Source organism: Streptomyces sp. BBFR51 (assembly GCF_044591655.1).
Lineage (GTDB): Bacteria > Actinomycetota > Actinomycetes > Streptomycetales > Streptomycetaceae > Streptomyces.
The window spans coordinates 5,832,479-5,858,724 of record NZ_CP172448.1 but is presented as its reverse complement, the minus strand read 5'-3'; the positions used below and the strand labels follow the sequence as shown (position 1 = coordinate 5,858,724).

At 71.9% G+C, this 26,246-nt stretch carries 24 protein-coding genes; 15 read left to right on the top strand and 9 right to left on the bottom strand.

What is annotated here, in order from left to right; all coding sequences use genetic code 11:
- Positions 1 to 55: 55 nt before the first annotated feature.
- Together ACGH7X_RS26940 and ACGH7X_RS26935 are read right to left on the bottom strand one after the other, a co-directional pair.
- Entirely contained in the window at positions 56 to 361 is a 306-nt protein-coding gene (locus ACGH7X_RS26940; protein ID WP_399889103.1) for an MTH1187 family thiamine-binding protein, read from the bottom strand.
- Positions 358 to 702, bottom strand: coding sequence for a DUF3817 domain-containing protein (locus tag ACGH7X_RS26935; protein ID WP_399889101.1), 345 nt, complete (start codon positions 700 to 702; stop codon positions 358 to 360). The genes ACGH7X_RS26940 and ACGH7X_RS26935 overlap by 4 nt, the downstream gene beginning before the upstream one ends.
- A gap of 183 nt (positions 703 to 885) precedes the next feature.
- Between ACGH7X_RS26935 and ACGH7X_RS26930 the strand changes: the two genes are divergently transcribed.
- The 4 genes from ACGH7X_RS26930 (at position 886) to ACGH7X_RS26915 (ending at position 3,522) form a co-directional block, all read left to right on the top strand.
- On the top strand, positions 886 to 1,518 hold the full coding sequence (locus ACGH7X_RS26930) for an AIM24 family protein (RefSeq protein WP_399889098.1): 633 nt from the start codon (positions 886 to 888) through the stop codon (positions 1,516 to 1,518).
- A gap of 2 nt (positions 1,519 to 1,520) precedes the next feature.
- Positions 1,521 to 2,171 (top strand): AIM24 family protein, encoded by a 651-nt coding sequence (locus tag ACGH7X_RS26925; protein ID WP_399889095.1) that lies wholly within the window; start codon positions 1,521 to 1,523, stop codon positions 2,169 to 2,171.
- Positions 2,168 to 2,944, top strand: a complete 777-nt coding sequence (locus tag ACGH7X_RS26920) for an AIM24 family protein (RefSeq protein ID WP_399889092.1) — start codon at positions 2,168 to 2,170, stop codon at positions 2,942 to 2,944. The genes ACGH7X_RS26925 and ACGH7X_RS26920 overlap by 4 nt, the downstream gene beginning before the upstream one ends.
- A 101-nt stretch (positions 2,945 to 3,045) precedes the next feature.
- Positions 3,046 to 3,522 (top strand): MarR family winged helix-turn-helix transcriptional regulator, encoded by a 477-nt coding sequence (locus tag ACGH7X_RS26915; RefSeq protein ID WP_399889089.1) that lies wholly within the window; start codon positions 3,046 to 3,048, stop codon positions 3,520 to 3,522.
- Positions 3,523 to 3,564: 42 nt separating this feature from the next.
- Here the strand turns inward: ACGH7X_RS26915 and ACGH7X_RS26910 are convergent, their stop codons facing one another.
- Positions 3,565 to 4,980 carry a sensor histidine kinase gene (locus ACGH7X_RS26910; protein ID WP_399889086.1) on the bottom strand — a complete coding sequence of 472 codons (1,416 nt, stop codon included), beginning with the start codon at positions 4,978 to 4,980 and terminating at the stop codon, positions 3,565 to 3,567.
- Positions 4,977 to 5,645 carry a response regulator transcription factor gene (locus ACGH7X_RS26905; protein ID WP_399889083.1) on the bottom strand — a complete coding sequence of 223 codons (669 nt, stop codon included), beginning with the start codon at positions 5,643 to 5,645 and terminating at the stop codon, positions 4,977 to 4,979. The genes ACGH7X_RS26910 and ACGH7X_RS26905 overlap by 4 nt, the downstream gene beginning before the upstream one ends.
- Positions 5,646 to 5,770: 125 nt before the next feature.
- Between ACGH7X_RS26905 and ACGH7X_RS26900 the strand changes: the two genes are divergently transcribed.
- Positions 5,771 to 6,436: a PepSY domain-containing protein gene (locus tag ACGH7X_RS26900; protein ID WP_399889080.1), complete on the top strand. Its 666-nt coding sequence runs from the start codon at positions 5,771 to 5,773 to the stop codon at positions 6,434 to 6,436.
- A gap of 301 nt (positions 6,437 to 6,737) precedes the next feature.
- Entirely contained in the window at positions 6,738 to 7,958 is a 1,221-nt protein-coding gene (locus ACGH7X_RS26895) for an RNA-guided endonuclease InsQ/TnpB family protein (protein ID WP_399889077.1), read from the top strand.
- Positions 7,959 to 8,125: 167 nt separating this feature from the next.
- Here the strand turns inward: ACGH7X_RS26895 and meaB are convergent, their stop codons facing one another.
- Complete coding sequence (gene meaB / locus ACGH7X_RS26890; protein ID WP_399889074.1) at positions 8,126 to 9,082, bottom strand: methylmalonyl Co-A mutase-associated GTPase MeaB; 957 nt, start codon at positions 9,080 to 9,082, stop codon at positions 8,126 to 8,128.
- 38 nt (positions 9,083 to 9,120) lie between these two features.
- Entirely contained in the window at positions 9,121 to 10,353 is a 1,233-nt protein-coding gene (locus ACGH7X_RS26885) for an acetyl-CoA C-acetyltransferase (protein WP_399889071.1), read from the bottom strand.
- A 149-nt stretch (positions 10,354 to 10,502) separates the two neighbouring features.
- Here ACGH7X_RS26885 and mce point away from each other — a divergent pair, with 149 nt between their 5' ends.
- From mce to ACGH7X_RS26850, 7 genes are all read left to right on the top strand, one after another.
- Positions 10,503 to 10,943 (top strand): methylmalonyl-CoA epimerase, encoded by a 441-nt coding sequence (mce, locus tag ACGH7X_RS26880; protein ID WP_399889067.1) that lies wholly within the window; start codon positions 10,503 to 10,505, stop codon positions 10,941 to 10,943.
- 233 nt (positions 10,944 to 11,176) lie between these two features.
- Positions 11,177 to 15,058, top strand: a complete 3,882-nt coding sequence (gene scy, locus ACGH7X_RS26875) for a polarized growth protein Scy (protein ID WP_399889064.1) — start codon at positions 11,177 to 11,179, stop codon at positions 15,056 to 15,058.
- 207 nt (positions 15,059 to 15,265) lie between these two features.
- The gene (locus ACGH7X_RS26870; RefSeq protein WP_399889061.1) at positions 15,266 to 16,198 is read left to right on the top strand and encodes a cellulose-binding protein; all 933 of its coding nucleotides are present in this window, start codon (positions 15,266 to 15,268) and stop codon (positions 16,196 to 16,198) included.
- A 96-nt stretch (positions 16,199 to 16,294) separates the two neighbouring features.
- Positions 16,295 to 17,287 (top strand): ATP-binding cassette domain-containing protein, encoded by a 993-nt coding sequence (locus tag ACGH7X_RS26865; protein ID WP_399889058.1) that lies wholly within the window; start codon positions 16,295 to 16,297, stop codon positions 17,285 to 17,287.
- Complete coding sequence (locus ACGH7X_RS26860) at positions 17,284 to 18,060, top strand: ABC transporter permease (protein WP_399897372.1); 777 nt, start codon at positions 17,284 to 17,286, stop codon at positions 18,058 to 18,060. Before ACGH7X_RS26865 ends, ACGH7X_RS26860 begins: the two co-directional genes overlap by 4 nt.
- 148 nt (positions 18,061 to 18,208) lie before the next feature.
- Entirely contained in the window at positions 18,209 to 19,444 is a 1,236-nt protein-coding gene (locus ACGH7X_RS26855; RefSeq protein ID WP_399889055.1) for an ABC transporter ATP-binding protein, read from the top strand.
- Positions 19,441 to 20,310: an ABC transporter permease gene (locus ACGH7X_RS26850; RefSeq protein ID WP_399889052.1), complete on the top strand. Its 870-nt coding sequence runs from the start codon at positions 19,441 to 19,443 to the stop codon at positions 20,308 to 20,310. The genes ACGH7X_RS26855 and ACGH7X_RS26850 overlap by 4 nt, the downstream gene beginning before the upstream one ends.
- A gap of 22 nt (positions 20,311 to 20,332) precedes the next feature.
- Here the strand turns inward: ACGH7X_RS26850 and ACGH7X_RS26845 are convergent, their stop codons facing one another.
- Complete coding sequence (locus ACGH7X_RS26845; protein WP_399889049.1) at positions 20,333 to 20,665, bottom strand: ATP/GTP-binding protein; 333 nt, start codon at positions 20,663 to 20,665, stop codon at positions 20,333 to 20,335.
- A gap of 255 nt (positions 20,666 to 20,920) precedes the next feature.
- Here ACGH7X_RS26845 and ACGH7X_RS26840 point away from each other — a divergent pair, with 255 nt between their 5' ends.
- Positions 20,921 to 21,949, top strand: a complete 1,029-nt coding sequence (locus ACGH7X_RS26840; RefSeq protein WP_399889046.1) for an LLM class flavin-dependent oxidoreductase — start codon at positions 20,921 to 20,923, stop codon at positions 21,947 to 21,949.
- An 81-nt stretch (positions 21,950 to 22,030) separates the two neighbouring features.
- Here ACGH7X_RS26840 and ACGH7X_RS26835 read toward each other — a convergent pair whose 3' ends face one another.
- Complete coding sequence (locus ACGH7X_RS26835; RefSeq protein ID WP_399889043.1) at positions 22,031 to 22,423, bottom strand: SCO5389 family protein; 393 nt, start codon at positions 22,421 to 22,423, stop codon at positions 22,031 to 22,033.
- Between the two features lie 280 nt (positions 22,424 to 22,703).
- On the opposite strand from ACGH7X_RS26835, the gene nucS reads away from it, so the two are divergent.
- Complete coding sequence (nucS, locus tag ACGH7X_RS26830) at positions 22,704 to 23,375, top strand: endonuclease NucS (RefSeq protein ID WP_399889040.1); 672 nt, start codon at positions 22,704 to 22,706, stop codon at positions 23,373 to 23,375.
- Between the two features lie 82 nt (positions 23,376 to 23,457).
- On the opposite strand, the gene ACGH7X_RS26825 is transcribed toward nucS, so the two are convergent.
- On the bottom strand, positions 23,458 to 26,073 hold the full coding sequence (locus tag ACGH7X_RS26825) for an ATP-binding protein (RefSeq protein ID WP_399889038.1): 2,616 nt from the start codon (positions 26,071 to 26,073) through the stop codon (positions 23,458 to 23,460).
- Positions 26,074 to 26,246 lie beyond the last annotated feature (173 nt).

Here is a 26,246-nt window from a genome sequence, read left to right as displayed (position 1 = left end):
TTACCGGCCGGTCACATGCCGGTCAGCCCCGTCTCGCCCTTCGATACCGGAACCTCTAGGACCCGTCCCGGCCGGCGAGGTACCGCTCCACCGTGTCCACCTTCGAGGTGAGGCCGTCCGTCACGCCGGGGCGGATGTCCGCCTTGAGGACCAGGGAGACACGCGGCGCCCGTGCCTCGACGGCCGCCACGGCCCGCCGGACGACGTCCATGACTTCCGCCCACTCGCCCTCGATCGAGGTGAACATCGCGTCGGTGCGGTGCGGCAGACCGGATTCACGGACCACCCGCACGGCGTCGGCGACGTACTCCCCCACGTCCTCGCCGACACCGAGCGGCGTCACGGAGAAGGCGACGATCATGCGCCCACGACCCCTTCCTGGCGGGCACGGGAGGCGATGACCGCGCTCTCGGCCTCGCGCTTGAGCTTGCGCTCGGCGAAGAAGCCGCCGGTCGGCAGGACCGAGAGGACGAAGTAGAGGGCGGCGGTCTTCAGCGGCCACTTGGCGCGGTTCCAGGCGTCCGCCCAGAAGATCACGTAGAGGACGAAGAGGACGCCGTGGATCATGCCCATCGCCGGCACGGCGTTGAAGTCGGTGGTCCGCTTGAGCACCGAGCAGATCAGCAGCAGGAGGAACGAGATCGCCTCGGGGCCCGAGACCAGGCGGAGGCGGCGGAGGGCGGAGGCGGTCTTGAGGTCCACGGGTCACCTTCGGTGGGGAGTCATCGGACACGACGGGCTGGTGCTCGCCGGGTGCTTTGTGAACACACGCACAAGCGCGCGTCCATTGTGGCAAACCCCCGGCGCGCCCGGGCGAGGGGGTCGCAGCGCGCCCGGAAGTACTGTCGGAGCGCCCGGCCGACGGCTACGGTCGCATTTGTGGCGATGTTCCGACTTCAAGGCAGCAAGGTACTCGCCGTCGACATGACCGGAGACGCCGTGAAGGCGAAGAACGGCTCGATGGTCGCGTACGACGGGGAGATGGCCTTCAAGAAGCTGAGCGGCGGCGGTGAGGGCATCCGGGGCATGGTGACCCGGCGGATCACCGGCGAGCAGATGACGGTGATGGAGGTGAAGGGGCAGGGGACCTGCTGGTTCGCGGACCGGGCCTCGGAGATCAACCTGGTGGGGCTGCGGGGCGACAAGCTGTTCGTCGAGTCGAGCAACTTCCTGGCGGCGGACGCCGGGCTGCGGACCGGCACGAGTTTCACGGGCACGCGCGGCGCGTCCCAGGGCAACGGGCTGTTCACCACGACGATCGAGGGGCACGGGCAGGCGGCGATCATGTCCGACGGTCCCGCGGTGGTGCTGCGGGTCAGCGCGCAGTACCCGCTGACCGTCGACCCGGGCGCGTACGTCGCGCACCAGGGGAACCTGCGGCAGTCCTTCCAGTCGGGTGTGACGTTCCGCACGCTGTTCGGGGAGGGCGGCGGGGAGGCCTTCCAGATCCGCTTCGAGGGCGACGGACTGGTGTACGTGCAGCCGAGCGAGCGGAACACGATCGCGGGGGATGTCTGACCATGGCCTTCCAGGAGATCAACTCCAAGATGGTCCAGGCGACCGTCGCACCCGGGCAGCGGCTGTTCAGTCAGCGCGGCGCCATGCTCGCCTACCAGGGCGAGGTGTCCTTCACCCCCAACCTGCGCGGCGGCCAGGGCGGCGTCATGTCGATGATCGGACGCCGGGTGGCCAACGAGGACACGCCGCTGATGACCGTCGAGGGCAGCGGCACGGTGTTCTTCGGGCACGGCGGTCACCACATCCAGGTGATCAACCTGTCGGGCGACACCCTGTACGTCGAGGCGGACCGCCTCCTCGCCTTCGAGGGCACCCTGGAGCAGGGCACGGTGTTCCTCGGCTCGCAGGGCGGGGTCATGGGCATGGTGCGCGGCCAGGTCAGCGGCCAGGGGCTGTTCACCACCACCCTCAAGGGCCACGGCTCGGTGGCCGTGATGGCCCACGGGGGCGTCTTCGAGGTGCCCATCACCCCGCAGCGCCCGGTGCGCGTCGACCCGCAGGCGTATGTCGCCCACCACGGCGACGTACGCAACAAGCTGTCCACCGCCCTGGGCTGGCGGGACATGGTGGGGCGCGGCTCCGGCGAGGCGTTCCAGCTGGAGCTGAGCGGCAGCGGCACGGTGTTCGTCCAGGCGTCGGAGGAGAAGCTGTGAGCACGGTCCACCACGACCCGGCGACGCTGCCGGCCGACGACAACGTCAACGCGTACACCTTCTGCGTGGAGCTCAAGGGGAGCCAGTGGTTCCTGCAGAAGGGGAAGATGATCGCCTACTACGGGACGATCGATTTCAACGGCATCGGGCACGGCCGGCTGGACCGTCTGGTGCGTACGTCGTTCCATTCGCCACTGCACGCGAGCGACTGGGTCGTGGCGGAGGGTTCGGGCAAGATGCTCCTCGCCGACCGGGCCTTCGACGTGAATTCGTATGACCTTGCGGAGGGCAACCTGACCATTCGCTCGGGCAACTTGCTCGCTTTTCAGCCAAGTCTCGCGCTCAAGCAGTCGATCGTGCCGGGTTTTCTGACACTCATCGGAACCGGAAAGTTCGTGGCCGCGTCGAACGGTCCGGTGGTGTTCATGGAACCGCCGATCCGGGTGGACCCGCAGGCCCTGGTCGGCTGGGCCGACTGCCCGTCGCCGTGCCACCACTACGACCACGGGTACATGACCGGCCTGCTGGGCGGTCTACGTGCGATGACGGGGCTCGGCGGGGCCTCCGGCGAGGAGCACCAGTTCGAGTTCGTGGGAGCGGGCACGGTGCTGCTTCAGTCGAGCGAGGCGCTGATGGCGGAGCAGGCCGTGGGGGCTCCGCCGCAGCAGGCCGGAGTACCCGGAGGCGGGGCTTCCGGGGCGCAGGGAGGCCGGTCCGGGGTACCGGGGCTTCCCGGACAGCTGGGGGACCTCCAGCGCCGCTTCGGGCTGTGAGCGGTAATCTGCGGAGTGTGACATCGAACGCGTGCGCACCGTCACCGTCACGGAAAACCCCTCACTAGTTCGCCTTTCAACCTTTTAGGTAGACTTCATTCATGGAGACCGAGACGGCCACCCGCTGGCTGACCGATACGGAGCAGTGTGCTTGGCGCACCCACCTGGAGGTCAACAGGCTGTTGACGCACCAGCTCGAGAAGGACCTGCAGCCGTTCGGCCTGACAATGAACGACTACGAGATCCTGGTGAACCTCTCCGAGTCCGAGGACGACCGGATGCGGATGAGCGACCTGGCCACCGCCACGATGCAGTCCAAGAGCCGCCTGTCCCACCAGATCACCCGCATGGAGAACGCGAACCTGGTCCGGCGGGAGAACTGCGAGTCCGACCGCCGTGGGCTCTTCGCCGTCCTCACCGAGCACGGCATGGAGACGATGCGGAAGGTCGCGCCGCACCACGTGGCATCCGTCCGCAGGCACTTCATCGACCTGCTGGCGCCCGAGACCCTGACGGAGCTGGACAAGGCGCTCAAGCCCATCGCGGAACACCTGCGCGGACAGCGGGGACGTCCCTGATCACGACCCTGATCACGTACCCCGCGCCAATGCCATGAAGGCCTAGGCACCCGGCAGGCGGAGCTCGAACAGGGCGCCGCCTGCCGGTGCGTCCCGCACCGTGAGCGTGCCACCGTGCCGTACGGCGACGTCGCGGGCGATGGCCAGCCCGAGACCGGCGCCGCCGTCGTCGCGGCTGCGGGCGGCGTCGAGCCGGACGAACCGTTCGAAGATCCGCTCCCGGTCGGCCGCCGGCACACCGTCCCCGTCGTCGGCCACCGCGACCACGGCCAGGTCGCCCTCCCGGCGCACGGACACCTCCACCGCCGAGCGGGCGTGCCGCCGGGCGTTGTCCAGCAGGTTGGCCAGCACCCGTCCCAGCTGCCCGCGCGAGCCGGCCACGTGCACCGCGCCCTCGGCCCGCACACCGACCCCGGTGCGGCCCTCGGCCTCCTCCCGCGCGAGCGCCACCAGGTCGACCCGTGCGTCGGCGGGCCGCTCCCCCGCGTCCAGCCGGGCCAGCAGCAGCAGGTCGGCGGCGAGCCGCTGCAGCCGCACGGTGTCCTCCACGGCGCCGTCGAGGTCCAGCAGCTCGGGGTGGGCGGCGGCCACCTCCAGCTGGGTGCGCAGGGAGGCGATCGGGCTGCGCAGCTCGTGCGAGGCGTCGGCGACGAACCTGCGCTGCCGCTCCACCGAGGACTCCAGGGCGGTCAGCGTCTCGTTGGTGGTCGAGGCGAGCCTGGCCACCTCGTCGTGGGTGCCCGGCACCGGGACGCGGCGCGCCAGGTCCTCGCTGGCGGTGATCGCGGCCAGCTCCCGCCGGATGCCCTCCACCGGGCGCAGCGCACGCCGGGTGACCAGCCAGGTCACCCACGCGACGACCGCGAGCAGCACCGGGAAGCCGATCAGCATGACGGTCAGCGCGGTGTTCACGGCGCCGTGCTCGGCGGACAGCGGGGCACCCGCGTAGACGGTGAGCCGGCCCCGGTCGTCGCTCTCCACGGGTACGGCGGCGAAGCGGTAGTCCTCCGTGTCGCCGTCGATGGTCGCCGAGCCGTCGCTGACGGTGGTCCGCTCACCGATCTCACCGGGTTCGAGGGACTCCCCGGCATCGTCATCGTCATCGTCGTCGGCGTCCTCCTTGTCCCGGGAGGCGGCCGGCTGCGGCTTCACCGTGTCTACGCCGGTGCCGGTGATCCGCTCCAGGTCCTCGCTGGCGGCGACCAGCGCGCCGTCCTCGTCGACGACCTGCACCGGGCGGTCGTCCACGTCCAGCGACAGGTCGCCGTACGGCGTCCCGACGGCCAGCTCCGTCGCGACCTCCCGCGCGGAGCGCTCCGCCTGGGTGCCCGCCTCGCCGAGCAGGTTGGAGCGCAGGGACAGCAGGACGGCCGTGCCGGCGGCGACGAGGGCGACGGCGACCACGAGGGTCGCGGCGAGCGTGGCGCGGGCCCGCACCGAGGCGAAGAGGCGGCTCATCGCCCGCTCTCCAGCCGGTAGCCGGCGCCGCGCACGGTCCGGATGAGCCCGGCGCGCAGCTTGCGCCGCAGCGCGCTGACGTACACCTCGACGATGTTGGGGTCGCCGTCGTAGGCGAAGTCCCAGACGTGCTCCAGGATCTCCGCCTTGGACACCACCTGCCCGGCCCGCACCACCAGCTCCTCGAGGACGGCGAACTCCTTGGCGGTGAGGGTGACTTCGCTCTCGCCGAGGAACACCCGGCGGGCGGCGGTGTCGACCTTCAGATCACCGTGTACGTGCACGGGCGAGGCCCCGCCGCCCTGCGCCCGCCGCCGCAGCAGGGCCTTCACCCTGGCGACGAGGACGACGTACGAGAAGGGCTTGGTGAGGTAGTCGTCCGCGCCCGTGTCGAGGCCCTCCGCCTCGTCGTACTCGCCGTCCTTGGCGGTGAGCATCAGGATCGGCACGTCGTGCCCGGCGGCGCGCAGGGCGGCGCAGACGCGGTAGCCGTTGAGGCCGGGCAGCATGATGTCGAGGATGACGAGGTCGTACGTGCCCTCACCGGCGCGGTGCAGACCCTCCAGTCCGTCGTGGACGACGTCCACGGCGTAGCCCTCCGCGGTGAGGCCCTTGGCGAGCGACACGGCGAGACGCTTCTCGTCCTCCACGATCAACAGGCGCATGGCTACAGAGTGGCAAACCCAAGCTGAAGATCCCTTCAGGCGGCTTCAGCCTGGGCTCAGCGTCGGTCCGCGACAGTGAGGACGTCGAAAACGACTGGACTCCGGACGACTTGGAAGGAACTCGCATGAAGCGCAACATCGTGATCGCCGCCGTCACCGCCGCCGCACTGGTCGGAGGCGGTACGGCGACGGCTCTGGCGACCACAGGGGACGACGGCCGCGGGACGGCGCCCAAGGCGGACGTGAGCGTGTCCGACGACGGCGGCGTACGGGACGAGTCCGACGACCGGGGCGAGAACGACCGCGGCGACACCGCCCGCGTGTCCTCCGCGAAGGTGATGGCGGCCGACGCCATCGCCTCCGCGCTGCGGGACACTCTGGGCACCGCCGTCTCCGCCGAGCTGGACGACGAGGACGACGACGGAGACGACGACGGCGACGACCGCCGTGAGCGTGCCGTCTGGGAGGTCGACGTCCTCTCCGGCGACGGCACTTGGCACAGCGTCCGGATCGACCCGGCCTCCGGCAAGGTCCTCGGCTCGCACACCGACGACGAGGACGACACGGCCGAGGTGCGCGCCGCCCTCAAGGGCACCTCCGTCAACGCGGCCGAGGCGGCGCGGGCCGCCGCCGGCAAGGGCACGGTGACCTCCGTGGACCTGGACGACGAGGACGACGGCGACGGCAGGGCGGCCTGGGAGGTCGAGACCCGCACCACCGGCAAGGGCGAGCAGGACTGGCGGGTCGACCTGAAGACCGGCAAGGTCACGGCCGACTCGGACGACGACTGAGCGGCCCCACCCGCTCGGCAGATCCACCGCGGCGGCGCCGGCCCGGCACCAGCGCCGCCGCCACGGCGACCGTGCCGGACATCGAAGCAGACCGGCAACGTCGCCACAGCCCGCTTCCGGGACGGAGCGTTCGTGTTACTGCTGGCATAACCAAAGGCAATGCGAACGTGCGTGCCCGCAGTCGCTGGTTGGGGTGGCGGTCGCGGGATCGGCGGGTGTGTGTGCGGCTGTCGTACGTATGGTCCTTCGCAGGGGTTGGGGACGGCACGGTGTCCTGGCCGCGGTCGTGAAGGGGGGCGGGATGTTGCAGTCGGGGGCGGGGGCGGAGGGCGGGCATGCCCGGTACACGTACCGGTTGCGGGTGTCGTCGACTGCCCGTACCGCTCTGGAGGCGGAGTGGGGCCGGTGCCGCTGGCTGTGGAACGAGTGCGTCGCCAAGTCCAGGGCCGTGCACCTGCACAACAGGGCGACCGGCGAGAAGACCACGTGCGGCCCGGCGCAGCTGGACAGGATGCTGACCGGGGCCCGCGCCCGTACGCCGTGGCTGCGGGAGGGCTCGTGCGTTCCCCAGCAGCAGATCATCCGCGACTTCGGCCGCTCCCGCGCCAAGGCGCAGCAGGACATCGCCGGGCGTCTGCCCGTGGCGCGCCGGGCCGGGATGCCCACATGGAAGACCAGGCGCGAGGCACTGGCGGCGCTGAACTACACCCGGCGCGGGTTCCGGCTGAAGGACGGCCGGTTGCACCTGGCGGGCGGCATCGTCGTGTCGGTGGTGTGGTCGCGGGGGCTGCCGGGCGAGCCGTCCTCGGTGCGCGTGTACCAGGACAGCCTCGGACACTGGTACGCCTCGTTCGTCGTCCCGGCCCAGGTCCAGCCCCTGCCGAAGACCGGCCGGGTCCTCGGCGTCGACTGGGGTGTGCGGGAGACGGCGACCACGACATCCGACGCACACGACCTGCCGCACCCCGAGCACGGCGGGAAGGCCCGGGTGAGGCTGGCCCGCTACGACCGGATGATGGCCCGCCGCAGGCCGAAGAAGGGGACGTCCGGGTCGAGGGGCTACCGGACAGCGAAGAAGCTGCGGGCGAAGGCCCACAAGAAGGTCGCGAGGCAGCGTGAGGACACCGGCCGCAAGTGGGCGAAGAAGGTGGCCCGTGACCATGATGCCGTCGCGGTCGAGGACTTCCGGCCGAAGTTCCTGGCCAAGTCCACGATGGCCCGCAAGGCGGCGGACGCCGCCATCGGCGCCACCAAGGCCGCCCTGATCGAGATGGGACGCAAACACGGGCGGGACATCCGCCTGGTCCACCCCGCGTACACCACGATGGACTGCGCGCGGTGCGGAGCGAGAGCCAAGCACGCACTGCCGCTGGGTGAACGCACCCACACCTGCACCGCCTCCGGAACCGCATCCCCCAGGGACAAGAACTCCGCACGCGTCATGCTCCTCCGGGCTGGTCTCAACCCGGCTGGCGCCGAAGGCCGAAGACCTCCTGGAGCGCCGCTCCAGGAGGCAGCCTGAGCCAGGAATCCCCTCCCTTCAGGGAGGGGAGGATTCAAGGCCGTGTTGCACCAGGCGGCAGGCACCGGGCCGGGCCCGGAAACGGGGGGCAGAGCCCCCAGGGTCGGGAACGGGAAGGGTCGACGGGGGCGAGAGAAGCCCCTCGCCAGAATCCCGACCGCGCCCGGTCAGCCCCGGGTCAGTCCGGCCACGAGTTCGTCCGCCGCGCGGTAGGGGTCGAGTTCGCCCGCCACGATGCGTTCCGCAAGGGCGCCGAGGCGGCGGTCGCCGTGCAGGTCGCCGATGCGTTCGCGCAGAGTGGTGACGGCGATGGTCTCGACCTCGCGGGCGGCGCGGGCACGGCGGCGTTCGGAGAGGACGTCACGCTCCTCCATCCACGCGCGGTGCTTCTCCAGCGCCTCGACGACCTCGTCGACGCCCTCGCCGCGGGCGGCGACGGTCTTGACGATGGGCGGGCGCCAGTCGCCGGCGGCGCGGGCCTCGCCGAGTCCGAGCATGTGGTTCAGCTCGCGGGCGGTGGCGTCGGCGCCGTCCCGGTCGGCCTTGTTGACGACGTAGACGTCGCCGATCTCGAGGATGCCGGCCTTGGCCGCCTGGATGCCGTCGCCCATGCCGGGGGCCAGGAGTACGACGGAGGTGTCGGCCTGCGAGGCGATCTCGACCTCGGACTGGCCGACGCCGACCGTCTCGACCAGGATCACCTCGCAGCCCGCGGCGTCCAGGACGCGGATGGCCTGCGGCGCCGCCCAGGCAAGGCCGCCGAGGTGGCCGCGGGTCGCCATCGAGCGGATGTAGACGCCCGGGTCGGACGCGTGCTCCGACATCCGGACCCGGTCGCCGAGCAGCGCGCCGCCGGAGAAGGGGGAGGACGGGTCGACGGCGAGGACGCCGACCCGCTTGCCCTGCTTGCGGTACGCGGTCACCAGCGCCGAGGTGGAGGTGGACTTGCCGACGCCCGGCGAACCCGTCAGACCGACCACGTACGCCCCGCCGGTCAACGGCGCGAGCGCCTCCATGACCTCCCTGAGCTGCGGGGACGCCCCCTCCACCAGAGAGATCAGCCTGGCCACGGCCCGCGGTCGGCCTTCCCTGGCCTGGGCCACCAGTGAGGAGACGTCCTGCATCACAGCTCCGTTCGGTGAGAAGTCGTAACTCTGGGGGGTCAGGCCCTGGGCACCCGCAGGATCAGCGCGTCGCCCTGGCCGCCACCGCCGCACAGCGCCGCCGCGCCGACCCCGCCGCCGCGCCGCTTCAGTTCCAGCGCGAGGTGGAGCACCAGGCGGGCGCCGGACATGCCGATGGGGTGTCCCAGGGCGATGGCTCCGCCGTTGACGTTCACCTTTTCGGTGGATACGCCGAGGTCCTTCATTGACTGCACGGCGACGGCCGCGAACGCCTCGTTGATCTCGATCAGGTCCAGGTCGCCGACCTCCAGGCCGTCCTTCTTCAGGGCGTGCCGGATGGCGTTGGACGGCTGCGACTGCAAAGAGTTGTCGGGGCCGGCGACGTTGCCGTGCGCGCCGATCTCCGCGATCCACTCCAGGCCCAGCTCCTGCGCCTTCGCCTTGCTCATCACGACCACGGCCGCCGCGCCGTCGGAGATCTGCGAGGCGGAGCCCGCGGTGATGGTGCCGTCCTTGCTGAACGCGGGGCGCAGCCTGCCGAGCGACTCGGCGGTGGTGTCGCCGCGGATGCCCTCGTCCTCGCTGAACAGCACCGGGTCGCCCTTGCGCTGCGGGATCTCCACCGGGGCGATCTCGGCCGCGAAGACGCCGTTCTTCTGGGCGGCGGCGGCGCGCTGGTGGGACAGGGCGGCGATCTCGTCCTGCTCGGGCCGCGCGATGCCCAGGCGGGTGTTGTGCTTCTCGGTCGACTCGCCCATGGCGATGTTCTCGAAGGAGTCGGTCAGACCGTCGTACGCCATGGCGTCGATCATCTGGACCGCGCCGTACTTGTAGCCCTCGCGGGACTTCGGCAGCAGGTGCGGGGCGTTGGTCATGGACTCCTGGCCGCCCGCGACGATCACGTCGAATTCACCCGCGCGAATGAGCTGGTCGGCGAGGGCGATGGCGTCGAGGCCGGAGAGGCAGACCTTGTTGACGGTGAGCGCCGGGACGCTCATGGGGATGCCGGCCTTGACGGCGGCCTGGCGGGCGGGGATCTGCCCGGCGCCGGCCTGGAGCACCTGGCCCATGATCACGTACTGGACCTGGTCGCCGCCGATCCCGGCACGGTCGAGGGCGGCCTTGATCGCGAAGCCGCCGAGGTCGGCCCCGGAGAAGGACTTCAGCGAGCCGAGCAGCCGTCCCATCGGGGTGCGGGCACCCGCGACGACGACGGAGGTCGTGCCGTTCGTTCCAGAGGTTTCGGGAGTTCCAGGAGTTCCAGAAGACATGAGCTGCGATCCCCTTTTCCGGCCCGCACAGGCCGAGGAGTGAACGAGGGTTTACTCGAATGTACTGAGCGGTATCCCGCCCGTCACCCGGCCGTCGGTGTGATCGCGCGCACGTTGCGTAACCACCTCCGGAGCGCTCCACTGAATCCATGCTGACGCGAATCGACCACATCGGAATCGCCTGCCACGACCTCGACACCACCGTCGAGTTCTACCGTGCCACCTACGGCTTCGAGGTGTTCCACACCGAGGTCAACGAGGAGCAGGGCGTCCGCGAGGCCATGCTCAAGATCAACGATACGTCGGACGGCGGCGCCTCCTACCTCCAGCTCCTGGAGCCCACCCGCGAGGACTCCGCGGTCGGGAAGTGGCTGGCGAAGAACGGCGAGGGCGTCCACCACATCGCGTTCGGCACGGCGGACGTGGACGCGGACGCCGCGGACATCCGGGACAAGGGCGTACGCGTGCTGTACGACGAGCCCCGGCGGGGTTCGATGGGGTCGCGGATCACCTTCCTGCACCCCAAGGACTGCCATGGCGTACTGACAGAACTGGTCACTTCGGCGGCCGTTGAGTCACCTGAGCACTGACCCTCGTACATAAGGGCCGGTAGGGTTGGGTGCGGTCGCCGCTCAATCCAGGGTGACCCGGTCCTGTCGTCCGCGACGACGGGATCGCCGGGGTCGTGTTTCGGGGGGCGGACGACGGGGCAGCAGCACATGCCCCGCCGTTGATCTGACACCATTCCCCGGGGGCCCCGTTCGGCGGACGGACGGAGCCCGTTCGGGAAGATTTGCGACCAGGGGACGGATGGGACCGCGCAGTGCGGGGCTACGAGAGCCAGGAGCGAGAGCCGGCGGCTGACGTCGACCACCTCTCTCGGTTCGAGGCCGAGATGAAGCGGCTGAAGACCGAGCGGGAAAAGGCGATCCAGCACGCCGAGGACCTCGGCTACCAGGTCGAGGTGCTGCGCGCCAAGTTGCACGAGGCGCGGCGCACCATCATGTCCCGGCCCGCCTTCGACGGCGGCGACATCGGGTACCAGGCCGAGCAGTTGCTGCGCAACGCGCAGACGCAGGCCGACCAGCTGCGCTCCGACGCCGAGCGGGAGCTGAGCCAGGCCCGGGCGCAGACCCAGCGCATCCTCCAGGAGCACGCCGAGCAGGCCGCCCGGCTCCAGGCCGAGCTGCACCAGGAGGCGGTGACCCGCCGCCAGCAGCTTGACCAGGAGCTGGCCGAGCGCCGGCAGACCGTCGAGTCGCACGTCAACGAGAACGTGGCCTGGGCGGAGCAGCTGCGCGCCCGCACCGAGCAGCAGGCCCGCCGGCTGCTCGACGAGTCCCGCGCGGAGGCCGAGCAGGCCATGACCGCGGCCCGTACGGAGGCCGAGCGGCTGACCTCCGAGGCCCGGCAGCGGCTGCAGAGCGACGCGGAGAGCGCGCGCACCGAGGCCGAGCAGATCCTGCGCCGCGCCCGCACCGACGCGGAGCGGCTGCTGAACGCCGCCTCCACGCAGGCGCAGGAGGCCACCGACCACGCCGAGCAGCTGCGCAGCTCCACCGCCACCGAGTCGGATTCCACCCGCCGGCAGGTCCAGGAGCTGAGCCGGGCCGCCGAGCAGCGGATGTCCGAGGCCGAGGAGGCGCTGCGCAAGGCGCAGTCCGAGGCCGAGAAGGTGGTCGCCGAGGCGAAGGAGGCCGCGGCCAAGGCGCTCTCCGGCGCCGAGTCGACCAACGAGCAGCGCACCCGCACCGCCAAGGAGCAGGTCGCCCGGCTGGTCGGCGAGGCCACCAAGGACGCCGAGTCCACCAGGGCCGAGGCGGAGCAGCTGGTCGCCGACGCCCGCGCCGAGGCCGAGAAGATCGTCGCCGAGGCCGCCGAGAAGGCCCGCACGCTCACCGCCGAGGAGTCGGCCACCCAGCTGTCCAAGGCGGCCAAGACCGCCGAGGACGTGCTGAACAAGGCGTCCGAGGACGCCAAGGGGACCACGAAGGCCGCCACCGAGGAGGCCGAGCGGATCCGCACCGAGGCCGAGGCCGAGGCGGACCGGCTGCGCGCCGAGGCGCACGACATCGCCGAGCAGCTCAAGGGCGCGGCGAAGGACGACACCAAGGAGTACCGCGCCAAGACGGTCGAGCTGCAGGAGGAGGCGCGCCGGCTGCGCGGCGAGGCCGAGCAGCTGCGGGCCGACGCGGTCGCCGAGGGCGAGAAGATCCGCGCCGAGGCCCGCAAGGAGGCCGTGGCGCAGATCGAGGAGGCGGCGAAGACCGCCGAGGAGCTGCTCTCCAAGGCCAAGGCGGACGCGGACGAGCTGCGGCAGACCGCGACGACGGACAGCGAGAAGGTCCGCACCGAGGCCATCGAGCGGGCGACGACCCTGCGCCGGCAGGCCGAGGAGACCCTGGAGCGCACCCGCGCCGAGGCCGAGCGCCACCGCGCGGAGGCCGCCGAGCGCGTGGAGGAGCTCCAGGCGGACGCCGAGCGCGCCGCCCGCGAGCTGCGCGAGGAGACCGAGCGCGCCGTCGAGGCCCGCAAGGCGGAGGCCGCCGACGAGCTGACGCGGCTGCACACCGAGGCCGAGGAGCGCCGCACCGCCGCCGAGGAGGCGCTGTCCGAGGCCCGCGAGGAGGGCGAGCGGATCCGGCGCGAGGCCGCCGAGGAGAGCGAGCGGCTGCGCACCGAGGCCGCGGAGCGGATCCGTGCGCTCCAGCAGCAGGCCGAGACGGAGGCCGAGCGGCTGCGCACCGAGGCCGCCGCGGACGCCTCCGCCTCCCGCGCGGAGGGCGAGTCCGTCGCCGTACGGCTGCGCTCCGAGGCGTCGAACGAGGCGGAGCGGCTGAAGTCGGAGGCGCAGGACAGCGCCGACCGGGTACGGGCGGAGGCGCAGAGCGCCGCCGAGCGCATCGCCGCCGAGGCGTCCGAGGCGCTGGCCGCCGCCCAGGAGGAGGCCGCCCGGCGCCGCCGCGAGGCCGAGGAACTGCTCGGCTCCGCCCGGCAGGAGGCCGACCAGGAGCGCGAGCGGGCCCGTGAGCAGAGCGAGGATCTGCTGGCCTCGGCGCGCAACCGCGTGGAGGAGGCGCAGGCCGAGGCGACCCGGCTGGTCGAGGAGGCCGACCGGCGTGCCACCGAGATGGTGTCGGCCGCCGAGCAGCACGCACAGCAGGTGCGGGAGTCGGTCTCCGGGCTGCACGAGCAGGCCCAGGAGGAGATCACCGGGCTGCGCAGTGCCGCCGAGCACGCGGCGGAGCGCACCCGGCGCGAGGCCGAGGAGGAGGCGGACCGCGTCCGCGCCGACGCCTACGCGGAGCGGGAGCGCGCGAGCGAGGACGCCGGGCGCCTGCGGCACGAGGCGCAGGAGGAGACCGAGGCCGCCAAGTCGCTGGCCGAGCGGACGGTGTCCGAGGCCATCACGGAGGCCGACCGGATCCGCGCGGACGTCTCCGAGCACGCCCAGCGGGTGCGCACCGAGGCCTCCGACGCGATCGCCGAGGCCGAGCAGGCCGCGTCCCGCACCCGGGCCGACGCCCGTGAGGACGCCAACCGCATCAGGTCCGACGCGGCGACGCAGGCGGACACCCTGATCACCGAGGCGCGTTCCGAGGCGGAGCGGCTCACCACGGAGACGGTGGCCGATACCGGCCGGATCCGGACGGAGACGACCGCGGAGGCGGAGCGGGTCAGGACCGAGGCGAACGCCCGGGCCGAGCAGCTGGTCTCGGACGCCACCGGGGAGGCGGAGCGGCTACGGGCCGAGGCCGCCGACACCGTCGGCTCCGCCCAGCAGCACGCCGAGCGGATCCGTACCGAGGCGGACCGGGTCCGCGGCGAGGCCGCGGCGGAGGCCGAGCGGGTCACCACGGCCGCCCGCGAGGAGGCCGAGCGCACCCTCGACGAGGCCCGCAAGGACGCCAACAAGCGGCGCTCGGAGGCGGCCGAGCAGGTCGACACGCTCATCACGGAGACCACGGCGGAGGCCGACAAGCTGCTCACCGAGGCGCAGCAGCAGGCCCAGAAGACCACCGCCGACGCCGAGTCGCAGGCCGACACGATGGTCGGCGCGGCCCGCACCGAGGCCGACCGGCTCGTCTCGGAGGCGACCGTCGAGGGCAACGGCCGGGTGGAGAAGGCCCGTACGGACGCGGACGAGCTGCTGGTCGGCGCCCGCCGGGACGCGACCGCCATCAGGGAGCGCGCGGAGGAGCTGCGCGAGCGCCTCACCTCCGAGATCGAGGAACTGCACGAGCGGGCCCGCCGCGAGGCCGCCGAGACCATGAAGTCGGCCGGCGACCGCTGCGACGCGCTGATCAAGGCCGCCGAGGAGCAGCTCGCCAAGGCGGAGGCGAAGGCCAAGGAGCTGGTGTCGGAGGCCAACTCCGAGGCCGGCAAGGTCCGCATCGCCGCCGTCAAGAAGGCCGAGGGACTGCTCAAGGAGGCCGAGCAGAAGAAGGCCACCCTCGTCCGGGAGGCCGAGGAGCTGAAGGCCGAGGCGGTCCAGGAGGCCCGGCGCACCGTCGACGAGGGCAAGCGCGAGCTGGAGATCCTGGTGCGGCGCCGCGAGGACATCAACGCGGAGATCTCCCGGGTGCAGGACGTGCTGGAGGCCCTCGAGTCCTTCGAGGCTCCGACGGGTGCGAAGGACAACGGGGTGAAGGCCGGAGCGACGGTGGGCGCCCCACGTTCGGGTGGCAAGTCGTCAGACGGCTAGCGTCCGGGGCGGATTCGGTGTCTGCTGGAGGTCTTTGGCCGAGTCCCGACGGAACCGTTGACCAGAACTTTGGCAAGCCATCCGAGGGTCAGCCACTCAAAAGAGGTGTCATTCTCCGTATCAAACGTGCATCCGCTCGATGACACACCGCATTGGCGCCTAGGATTCCCTCTATCACCTCACCCGGTCTCTTTCGACAGGAACCCCATGAGCGACACTTCCCCCTACGGCTTCGAGCTTGTGCGGCGTGGGTACGACCGCGCTCAGGTGGACGAACGCATCTCCAAGCTCGTCTCCGACCGTGACAGCGCTCTCGCCCGCATCACCGCTCTGGAAAAGCGCATCGAGGAGCTCCACCTCGAGACCCAGAACGCCCAGGCCCAGGTCAACGACGCCGAGCCGTCGTACGCCGGTCTCGGTGCCCGGGTCGAGAAGATCCTGCGTCTCGCCGAGGAAGAGGCGAAGGACCTGCGCGAGGAGGCCCGGCGCGCCGCCGAGCAGCACCGCGAGCTGGCCGAGTCGGCCGCCCAGCAGGTGCGCAACGACGCGGAGTCGTACGCCTCGGAGCGCAAGTCCAAGGCCGAGGACGAGGGCGTCCGGATCGTCGAGAAGGCCAAGGGCGACGCCTCCCAGCTGCGCTCCGAGGCGCAGAAGGACGCGCAGTCCAAGCGCGACGAGGCCGACGCGCTCTTCGAGGAGACCCGCGCCAAGGCCGCGCAGGCCGCCGCCGACTTCGAGACGAACCTCGCCAAGCGCCGCGAGCAGTCCGAGCGCGACCTGGCCTCCCGTCAGGCCAAGGCCGAGAAGCGGCTCGCGGAGATCGAGCACCGCGCGGAGCAGCTGCGCCTCGAGGCGGAGAAGCTGCGCACGGACGCCGAGCGCCGGGCCCGCCAGACCGTCGAGACGGCGCAGCGCCAGTCCGAGGACATCGTGGCCGACGCCAACGCCAAGGCCGACCGGATCCGTTCGGAGTCGGAGCGCGAGCTGGCCGCCCTCACCAACCGCCGCGACTCCATCAACGCGCAGCTGACCAACGTGCGCGAGATGCTGGCGTCCCTCACCGGCGCCGCGGTGGCCGCCGGTCCGTCGGTCGAGGACGAGTCGGTCTCCCGCGGGGTCCCGGCCCAGCAGTCCCGCTGACCCGGGGCGTCCGCCGGCCGGACAAGTGCGGAACAGGGACGAGGTCTTCTGTCACTGGGGTGGCAGCGGGCCTCGTCCCGTTTTAGCGTGGTCGCCATGATCGAGCTCGAGGGGCTGACCAAGCGGTACGGCGAGAAGGTGGCGGTCAACAATCTCTCCTTCACCGTCAGACCCGGCATCATCACGGGCTTCCTCGGCCCCAACGGGGCGGGCAAGTCGACCACCATGCGGATGGTGCTGGGCCTGGACCGGCCGACCGCCGGGGACGTACGGATCGACGGCAAGCACTACGAGCAGCTCAAGGACCCGCTGACGTACATCGGCGCGCTCCTCGAGGCCAAGGCGTGGCACGGCGGGCGCAGCGCCTACAACCACCTGCTGTGCCTCGCGCAGAGCAACGGCATCCCGGCGGGCCGGGTGCGCGAGGTCCTGGACACGGTCGGGCTCTCGGCGGTCGCCCGGAAGAAGACCAAGGGTTTCTCCCTCGGCATGGGCCAGCGGCTCGGCATCGCCGGCGCGCTGCTCGGCGACCCGCGGATCCTGATGTTCGACGAGCCGGTCAACGGCCTCGACCCCGAGGGCATCCACTGGATCCGCAACCTGATGAAGACCCTGGCCTCCCAGGGCCGTACGGTGTTCGTCTCCTCCCACCTGATGAGCGAGATGGCGCTGACGGCGGACCACCTGGTGGTCATCGGCCAGGGCAGGCTGCTCGCGGACACGTCGATGGCCGAGTTCATCGAGGAGAACTCGCGCAGTTACGTCCGGATCCGCACCCCGCAGCGCGAGCAACTGCTCGACATCCTGCACGGTGACGGCATCACGGTCGTCGAGACCGGCGGCGAGGCGCTCGAGGTGGACGGCGACAAGGCTCAGACCATCGGCGAGCTGGCGGCGCGGCACCAGATCGTGCTGCACGAGCTGAGCCCGCAGCGCGCCTCACTGGAGGAGGCGTTCATGCAGCTGACCGCGGAGTCCGTGGAGTACCACGCGCACGACGGGCAGCCGCCCGGCGCGCTACCGCAGCAGCAACAGCCACCGGGGCAGCCTCCACAGCAGCCGTGGGGCAGCGACTGGAAGAGGGGTTGACCATGGCGGCGACACAGGTCGTCCGGTCCGAGTGGACCAAGATCCGGTCGGTCGCGTCCACGGTCTGGACGCTGGGCCTCGCCGTGGTCGTCACCATCGCCCTCGGCATGCTGATCTCGGCGCTGTCGAAGAGCGAGTTCGACGGCATGAGCGAGCAGGACAAGCTCTCCTTCGACCCGACCTTCATCAGCTTCGCCGGGACGAGCCTCGGGCAGCTGGCGATGATCGTGTTCGGTGTCCTGGTCGTGGGCAACGAGTACAGCACCGGCATGATCCGCAGCTCGCTGGCGGCCGTGCCGCGGCGCGGCACCTTCCTGTCCAGCAAGATCGCGGTGGCCACGGGTCTCGCCCTGGTCGTGGCCATGATCACCAGCTTCGCCACCTTCTTCCTCGGCCAGGCGATGCTCGGCGACCTCAAGGCATCCATCGGCGATCCCGGCGTACTGCGGGCGGTGATCGGCGGCGGCCTCTACATGACCCTCATCGCGATGTTCTCGATGGGCGTCGCCGCGATGCTGCGCTCACCGATGCTGTCGCTGGGCATCCTGATGCCGTTCTTCTTCCTGATCTCCAACATCCTGGGCAACGTCCCGGCGACGGAGAAGGTCGGCCGGTTCCTGCCCGACCAGGCCGGCAGCAAGATCATGCAGGTGGTCACACCGATCGACGACGACGTCCCGTACGGACCGTGGGGCGGCCTCGGGATCATGGCGGTGTGGGTGATCGCGGCACTCGTCGGCGGGTACGTGGTGCTGAAGCGGCGGGACGCCTAGCGGGGGGCCTGGACGGGACGCCCGGAACGGGCTCGGACGGCGCCGGATTTTGCCCGGGCTTGAACGGAACCGTCAGAGCGTGGATATCCTCCTAACCCTTACGGGGGCGTGTGCCCTGCTGTCCTGAACCTTTCGATGGGTGCGGAGCATGATCGAGGCTGTCGGCCTGACCAAGCGCTACGGCGACAAGACCGCTGTGTACAACCTGTCCTTCCAGGTGCGGCCCGGTGCCGTCACCGGCTTCCTGGGGCCCAACGGCTCGGGCAAGTCGACGACGATGCGGATGATCCTCGGCCTGGACAACCCCAGCGCGGGGTACGTGACGATCGGCGGCCACCCGTACCGCAGGCTGCCGAACGCCCCCCGTCAGGTCGGGGCGCTGCTGGACGCCAAGGCCGTGCACGGCGGCCGGGCCGCCCGCAACCACCTGCTGAGCCTGGCCCAGCTGTCGGGCATCCCGGCCCGGCGGGTGGACGAGGTGCTCGGCGTGGTGGGTCTCCAGGACGTGGCCAGGCGGCGTTCCAAGGGCTTCTCCCTCGGCATGGGCCAGCGGCTCGGCATCGCCGCGGCGCTGCTCGGCGACCCCCAGGTGCTGCTCTTCGACGAGCCGGTCAACGGCCTCGACCCCGAGGGCATCCACTGGGTGCGCAACCTGATGAAGGCGCTCGCGGCGGAGGGCCGTACGGTCTTCGTCTCCTCGCACCTGATGAGCGAGATGGCGCTGACCGCCGACCACCTGATCGTCATCGGGCGCGGCCAGCTCATGGCCGACATGAGCGTGACGGACTTCATCTCGGCGAACTCCGCCGACTTCGCACGGGTGCGGACGCCGGACACGGAGCCGCACCTGCGCGAGAAGCTGACCTCGGCGCTGACCGAGGCGGGCGGGCACGTGCTGCCCGAGCAGGACGGCGCGCTGCGCGTGACCGGTCTCGTGCTCCCCCGGATCAGCGACATCGCGCACGAGAGCGACGTACGGCTGTGGGAGCTGTCGCCGCACCAGGCCTCGCTGGAGGAGGCGTACATGCGGATGACGCAGGGCGCGGTGGACTACCGCTCGACCGACGACCAGAAGGCCGGGCTCCAGCAGCCGCTGCCGCCCGGCGCGCAGCCGCCCATGCCGGTGCCCGGACAGGGCCAGCCCGGCTGGTACGCCCCGCCGCCGCCCCAGCAGAGCGGCCAGCCCTTCGCCGCGCCGCAGGGCGCGCCGGGCCAGGCCCCCGCAGGCCCGTACGGCGCCCCGGCGGCGCCCGGCGCGGTGCCGGGCGCCCAGCCCGCCAACCCGTACGCGGCGCAGCCGCAGGCCCCTCTGCCGCCCGCCACGGCCCCCGCTCCCGCCTCCGCGCCCGTCACCGACCCGACCAAGCCCGAGGACGCCCGATGAGCACGCCCCAGCCCCCGACGCAGCAGGCCGCACCCGACTGGCAGGCGGCGCCGGGTTCGCCGTACCCCGGCTACACCTCGCCGATCCCGGTGGTGCGCACGAGCATCGTGCACGCGATCGCCTCCGAGTGGACGAAGATCAAGTCGGTGCGCTCGACGATCTGGACGCTGGGCGTGTTCGTCCTGCTGGTCGTCGGTATCGGACTGCTCACCGGCGTGATCGTGGCGAACTCGTCCTCCGACCTGGCCGGCGAGAGCGCGCTGAGCCTCGGCTTCTTCGGGCTGCTGCTCGGCAGCATGTGCGTGATCACGCTCGGCGTGCTGACCACCGCGTCGGAGTACGGCACGGGCATGATCCGTACGACGATGACCGCCTGCCCCAGCCGCGGCCGGGTGCTCGCGGCGAAGGGCATCGTGTTCTTCCTGGTGGCCTTCGTGGTGACCCTGGTGGCCGCGACCCTGGTCGGGCTGGCCCACGTGGCCATGCTGGAGGGCAACGGCGCCGCGAACCCGACCGGCGCGGAGTGGCTGAAGGGCACCGTCGGCGTCTCGCTCTACATCGCGCTGCTCGGGCTGCTCTCGCTGGCCATGGGCTCGATCATCCGGCACTCGGCGGGCGCCATCACCATCATGATCGGCGTCCTGCTCGCTCCGCTGGTGATCGCGCTGTTCATGTTCTCGGAGTCGCTGGCGGACGTGCAGCAGGCCCTGTTCGAGTACTCGATCCCGAACCAGATGAGCATCTTCTACGCCAACTCGCTCTCCGAGTCCGGGCCCTCGGGCTGGGACCCGCTGTGGATCGCGCTCGGCGTGACGGCGGCCGCGTTCGCCGCCGCCTTCGCCCTGCTGGAGAAGCGGGACGTGTAGACGGCTGGACGGCTGGACGGCCTCAGAACTTCGGCGCGTTACGGGACCGCTGCACCCGCGTGGTGCGGCGGTCCTTCGCGTTCCAGCAGGACTTGTGCCAGTGCCGGCGGTCGTCGACGCCCGAGTGCGCCGGCCAGGCCACCACGTGCGGGACGCCGTCCGGAATGAGCTGGTCGCACCCGGGGCAGCGGTACGACTTGCCCTGCGCGCTCGCGCCGGCCACGTGCCGTACGCTCCACTCCTCGCCCCGCCAGCTCTCCGAGGACTGCCAGCCACCGTAGCGGCCGGAGCCGTCGTCATCGGCGCTCCGGCCGGGCGAACCGGCTTCCTTGGGTCGGTTGCGACGCGGGGACACAGGACACCTCACGGAGCTATACGGGAAGCAGGGCGGCATCCAGCCTACGCGGCACGGACACGGGTACGCGTACGCCACCGAACACCGCGAGCGTCTCCGCGCGGGGTAGTCGTCGGGGCCCTCGGGCCCGCCCACAACGGCCGATTCTGCAGACAATCCGCAAATCCCTTTGCCCGGCCGTGTCCTCGGCACGTGTCGGCCGGTTATGCCCTGTGGGGGAGCTCCGTGTCGGGGCCGAGGAAGCAGGAAAGAGCAATGCGCGTTGGAAGTTTCGTGTTGGGCGCCCAGTTCCCGGGCCAGGGCCAGGGGGAGGCGCTGCACCGCGCGGTCCGCTCGGCCGAGGTCGCCGAGGAGGCCGGGCTCGACGCGGTCTGGCTGGCCGAACACCACTTCGTGCCGTACGGCACGTGTCCGTCGGCCGTGACGCTGGCCGCGCTGCTGCTGGGCCGCACCCGGCGCATCCGGGTCGGCACCGCGGTCAGCGTGCTGCCCACCGTCCACCCCGTGGCACTCGGCGAGCAGGCCGCGCTGCTGCACGTCACGAGCGGCGGCCGGTTCTCGCTGGGCGTGGGCCGGGGCGGCCCGTGGGTCGACCTGGAGGTGTTCGGCGCGGGCCTGGAGGCGTACGAGAAGGGGTTTCCGGAGTCACTCGATCTGCTGGTGCGCTGGCTGCGCGAACCGTCCGTCGGGGCCTCGGGGGAACGCTTCCGGTTCCGCGAGGTGCCCGTGGTCCCGCGTCCCTCGGAGTCCCTCTCGGAGGAGCCGGGCCCGGAGGTCGTCGTCGCCTGCACGTCCCCGTCGAGCGTGCGCATGGCAGCCGAGCGGGGACTGCCGATGCTGCTCGGAATGCACGTCGGCGACGAGGAGAAGGCGGAGATGGTCGCCCTGTGGCGGCGCCACGCCCGCGCCGCCGGACGGCCGGCGCATCAGATTCACGGCGCGGCCCATGTCTCGGCCGGCGTCTGCCAGATCGCGGACCGGCGCACGGACGCGGCGGAGACCCTGCTCAAGTCGATGCCGGGCTGGCTGCGGCAGGGCCTTGGCGCCCATGTCACGGTGGACGGCCGGGCCCGGCAGATGCGCGACCCGTACGCGTACACCGAACTGCTCTGCGGGCTGCACCCGGTGGGCACGCCCCGGCTGTGCGCGGACCGGCTCGCGGCGACCGGCGAACGGACCGGCATCACCCGCTTCGCCCTGCTCGTCGAGGGGTCCGGAGACCTCGCGGCGACCGAGGAGAACGTACGGCGGCTCGGGGCCGAGGTGCTCCCCCAGCTCCGCTGAGCGGGCCGGGGACGGGGAGCTTGCCGCTCCGGTACGAAACCGCACCTCCCGCGTACGGAGCGGCAAGCGAACACCGTGGCGTCAGCAGTCGCGGAACTCGGGCGACTGGTTCAGCACCTGGCTGCGCACCGAGGTGAATCGGGTCAGCGTCTCGTCGACAGAGGAGTCCAACGGGAACACCGCCACCCGGTGGCAGTTCTGGAAGGCCAGCCGCACCCCGAAGTGCCGCTGCAGTGCACCGCGTATGGCGTCACTCGCGAGCGCACGCAGCAGCTGACCGCGCGCCTGCTCGTCCGGCGGGGGCGTCTGGTTGTCGGCGAACACTCCGCCGTCGACCTTCAGCTGTGCCACCAGGGAGCTGACCATCTCCCATGCGTAGGGCAGGGAAGTCCGGACGCAGTCGACGAAGGCTGCTTCGTCGACCTCGCCTCGCTCGGCCTGTTCGAGTAGGGCCGGTGAGACGTCGAGCGACATGGGTTCTCCTCTCGCACCCCCGACCAGCAGGGGTTGCCGGACAGTTAAGGGAGTGCGCGATGTCGAACACGCTGCGTACACAGTTCGCGACCTCCCGTTCAATACCGTAAGCAACCGATCGTGACCGCACCAGGAGAATGCCCAGATGGACACCATCCGGTAGGCCCACAATCGGCCAGTGCGCAAGACGGGGCCAATGGGAGAAGTGGGACAGCGTGCGGGGTTGCTCGGGTACCGGCGAATCGCGCCGGGCCGGGCACGTCGAGTAGCGTTGCCGACCATGCGTCTCGTCATTGCCCGCTGCTCCGTCGACTACGCCGGGCGGCTCACCGCCCATCTCCCCTCGGCACCCCGGCTGATCCTGGTCAAGGCGGACGGCAGCGTCTCGATCCACGCCGACGACCGGGCCTACAAGCCCCTCAACTGGATGTCGCCGCCCTGCACGCTGAAGGAGGGCACGGGCGAGGAGGAGGGCGTCTGGACCGTCGTCAACAAGGCGGGCGAGAAGCTCATCATCACGATGGAGGAGATCCTCCACGACTCCTCGCACGAACTGGGCGTCGATCCCGGCCTGATCAAGGACGGCGTGGAAGCACACCTCCAGGAACTGCTCGCCGACCGCATCGAGACGCTGGGCGAGGGCTACACCCTCATCCGCCGCGAGTACATGACCGCCATCGGCCCCGTCGACATCCTGTGCCGGGACGCCCAGGGCGGGACCGTCGCGGTCGAGATCAAGCGGCGCGGCGAGATCGACGGCGTGGAGCAACTCACGCGCTACCTCGAGCTGTTGAACCGCGATCCCCATCTCGCCCCGGTGCGCGGCGTCTTCGCCGCCCAGGAGATCAAGCCGCAGGCCCGTGTGCTCGCCACGGACCGCGGCATCGGCTGCCAGGTGCTGGACTACAACGCCATGCGGGGCATCGAGGACGACAAGCTGCGGCTGTTCTGAGCGGACGTCGCGTACGACGTACGGGAGGGCCGGGTCCGACGCGCGGACCCGGCCCTCCTGTGCTGTTCCCCGTAGCGGGGCCTCAGATGATCTGATCCCCCGCCGGGTCCGGGCCGCCGGTCGCCGTGCTGCTCTGCGCGGCGGTCGGGGTGTCCGCCGGGGAGTCGGCGGTGGCCGTGGGCGTGTTGGGCCCGCTGGCGGTGTCGGACGTGGACGGAGTGGTGGACGGCGGGTCCGTCTCCGTCTCGGTCGGAGAGGGGTCGGGCGACTCGGTCGGCGGGGTGGACGGGTCGTCCGGTTCACTCTCCGTCGGGTCCGGCGACGTCGGCTTCGTCGTCGGCGAACTCGGCGACTTGCTCGGCTCGTCCGGTGAGCCGGGGTCGTCCGGGCTCTCGTCGTCACCGGGGTCGGTGCTGCCCGTACTGCTCGGACCGTCCGAAGGCTGCCCTGATTCCGTGGGCGTCGGGGCGTCCGAGGTGCTGGGCGTGCCGGTGTCGGTCGGGCTGCCGGTCGCGCCCTGGCCCTGGCCGTCGTCGGAGGGCCGGTCCGCGCCGAGGTCGCCGTCGTCGATGCCCTGGCTGGCCGACGGGTTGACGCCGACCTCGTTGGAGGGGTCGCCTGCGTCGCTCTCGGAGGTGGCGCCGAGGGTCACCACCGTGCCGAGCACGGCGACGAGCAGCGCGCCCGCTCCGGCGGCCACCAGGTTGCGCCGCGCGAAGCCCTTGATGCCGCCGCCAACCGTGCGGGACGGCTCCTCGGAGGGCTCGCGGCGGGTGACGAGGGTCGGGGACTGGGGAGGCGGCTGGAGCGGCGGGAAGGGCGCGGGAACACCCGCGGACGGCGACAGCGACTCCTCGTTGCGGGCGTCGGGCACCTCCTCCCCCGCGGTCGGTCCGAGGCCGACGACGCCGAGCCCGGCAGCGGCCCCCGCGGCCCCCGCGGCACCGAAGGCGCCCGCGCCGCTGCCCAGGCCGGGCGTGTCCCCGGTCCGGTCGGCGACCAGCGCGAGGGCACGGCGGCCGGCCACGGCGCCGCGCTTGTCGGAGAGCGCGCCGCGCAGCCCGATGGAGGCCTCCAGCTCGGCGCGGGCCCGGTCCAGCTGGTCCTCGCACAGCGCGAGGACGCCGAGTTCGTGGTGGAAGTAGGCCTGTTCGGCGACGTCCCCGGCGAGCCGGGAGGCCTCGGTGCCCGAGCGCAGCGCCCGTTCCCAGGCGCTCCAGTGCAGTCCGGCGGCGAAGGCGGGCGCCGCGGTGCGGGCCAGCTGGACGGCCGGGCTCCCCTCGTCCTCGGCGGTCGGGGTCGTCGCCGGCACCAGCACGGCGAGGGCGGCCAGTACGGCGTCGGCCTCGGCGCAGACCCGCTCCGGGGTGACCGAGGGGTGCCCGGCCCACCAGGAGTAGTGCTGGGCGGCGGCGGACGCCCGCTCCCGTACGCCGTCGGCGTATCCGGCGCTCTCCAGCTGGGTGAGGACCCCGGCGGCCAGCCGGTAGCGGGAGCCGACCGGGGAGACCAGTCCGCAGTCGGTCAGCTCGCCGAGGGCGGCGTCCGCGTGGGTGTCGCCGACCAGGGCGGGCAGATGCGCCTGGTGCGGCACCTCGCCGCCGAGCGCGACGGCGAACTCCAGGGTGGCCCGGGCGGAGGCGCTCAGCCGGGAGGCGAGCAGCGGCGCGGGCGCGGCGGCCTCGCCGAGGGACGGCAGGGGTACCTCGTCGGCCTCGGTGGCGTCGTAGGGCGTGTCGTCGGCCGGTCGGGCGTCGGCGAAGACACCGAACTCGTCGACGGCGTCGGCGCCGGCCCGCTCCCGGTCCCGCCGGCGCAGCAGGGCACCGGCCTGGACGAAGCGCAGGGGCAGGCCCTCGGACTCGAACCAGAGGTCGCCGGCCCAGTTGGCCTCTTCCTCGGTCAGGGTGCGGCCGGCGGCGCGCTCCAGCAGCTCCACGCCGTCGGAGCGGTCCAGGCCGGTGAGGAAGACCTCCTCGACGGCCGAGTCGGCGGAGGGGGCGGGCACGTCCGGGGTGGCGCCGACGAGGAAGGCGCACTCGGGGGTGGCGTCGAGGAGTTCGTCGAGGGCGGTGCCGCCGAACTCGACGTCGTCCAGGACGACGACCGCGCCGACCTCCCGGAGCCGGCCGAGGAGTTCGTCCCGGTCCGGGCGGTGCAGGGGCGCGCGGTGCACGGCGTAGAAGAGGTCGTGGAGCAGGTCGTCGGCGGTGCGGTGGAAGCCGCTGAGCCGGATGACGCCGTCGGGCGCGAGGCCCGCGCAGTCCTCGGCCACGACGTCGAGGAGGCTGGTGCGGCCGGAGCCGGCGGGGCCGGTGAGCCGGACGGAACGGCCGCGGGCGAGCAGACGCACCAGGCGTTCGCGTTCGTCCTCGCGGGCCAGCAGGCCCAGGATCGTGCGGACCGGTCCCGGTGGGACGGGCGGCTTCGCGGCGCGCTCCGCGTCGGCGCGTTCGGCCGCGGTGAGCTTCTCGGGCCGGGCGGGCCGCTCCGCGGGCGGGCAGACCTCGATCTCGCTGCCGTCGACGGGGTTGACGGTGAGCAGGAAGTCGCCGGACACCAGTTGCACCGTGCGGGCGAGCGCCGGCGCGTGCTGTCCGAAGTCGGATGTGAGGGGGTCCCTGGGAGGGCGCGGGCGCGGCGCCTGGTGGTCGCCGTCTTGGCCGTACTCCTCAGGTCCCCGGTTGTTCGGGTCCATAGGTTCAAGCCCCCCAAAAGCGTCGTGTGCAGGGCCCCGGTCGGGACCACCCTCCCGGCCTTGCCGCACACCGCGCTGTCGCTTCTGGTCCGGGCCCGCCGGTGGGTTGCAAGTGGGCGGGCAGCCAGACCCTAAACCTTCGCTCAGTATGTCCGACAGTCCGGGGTGCCGAC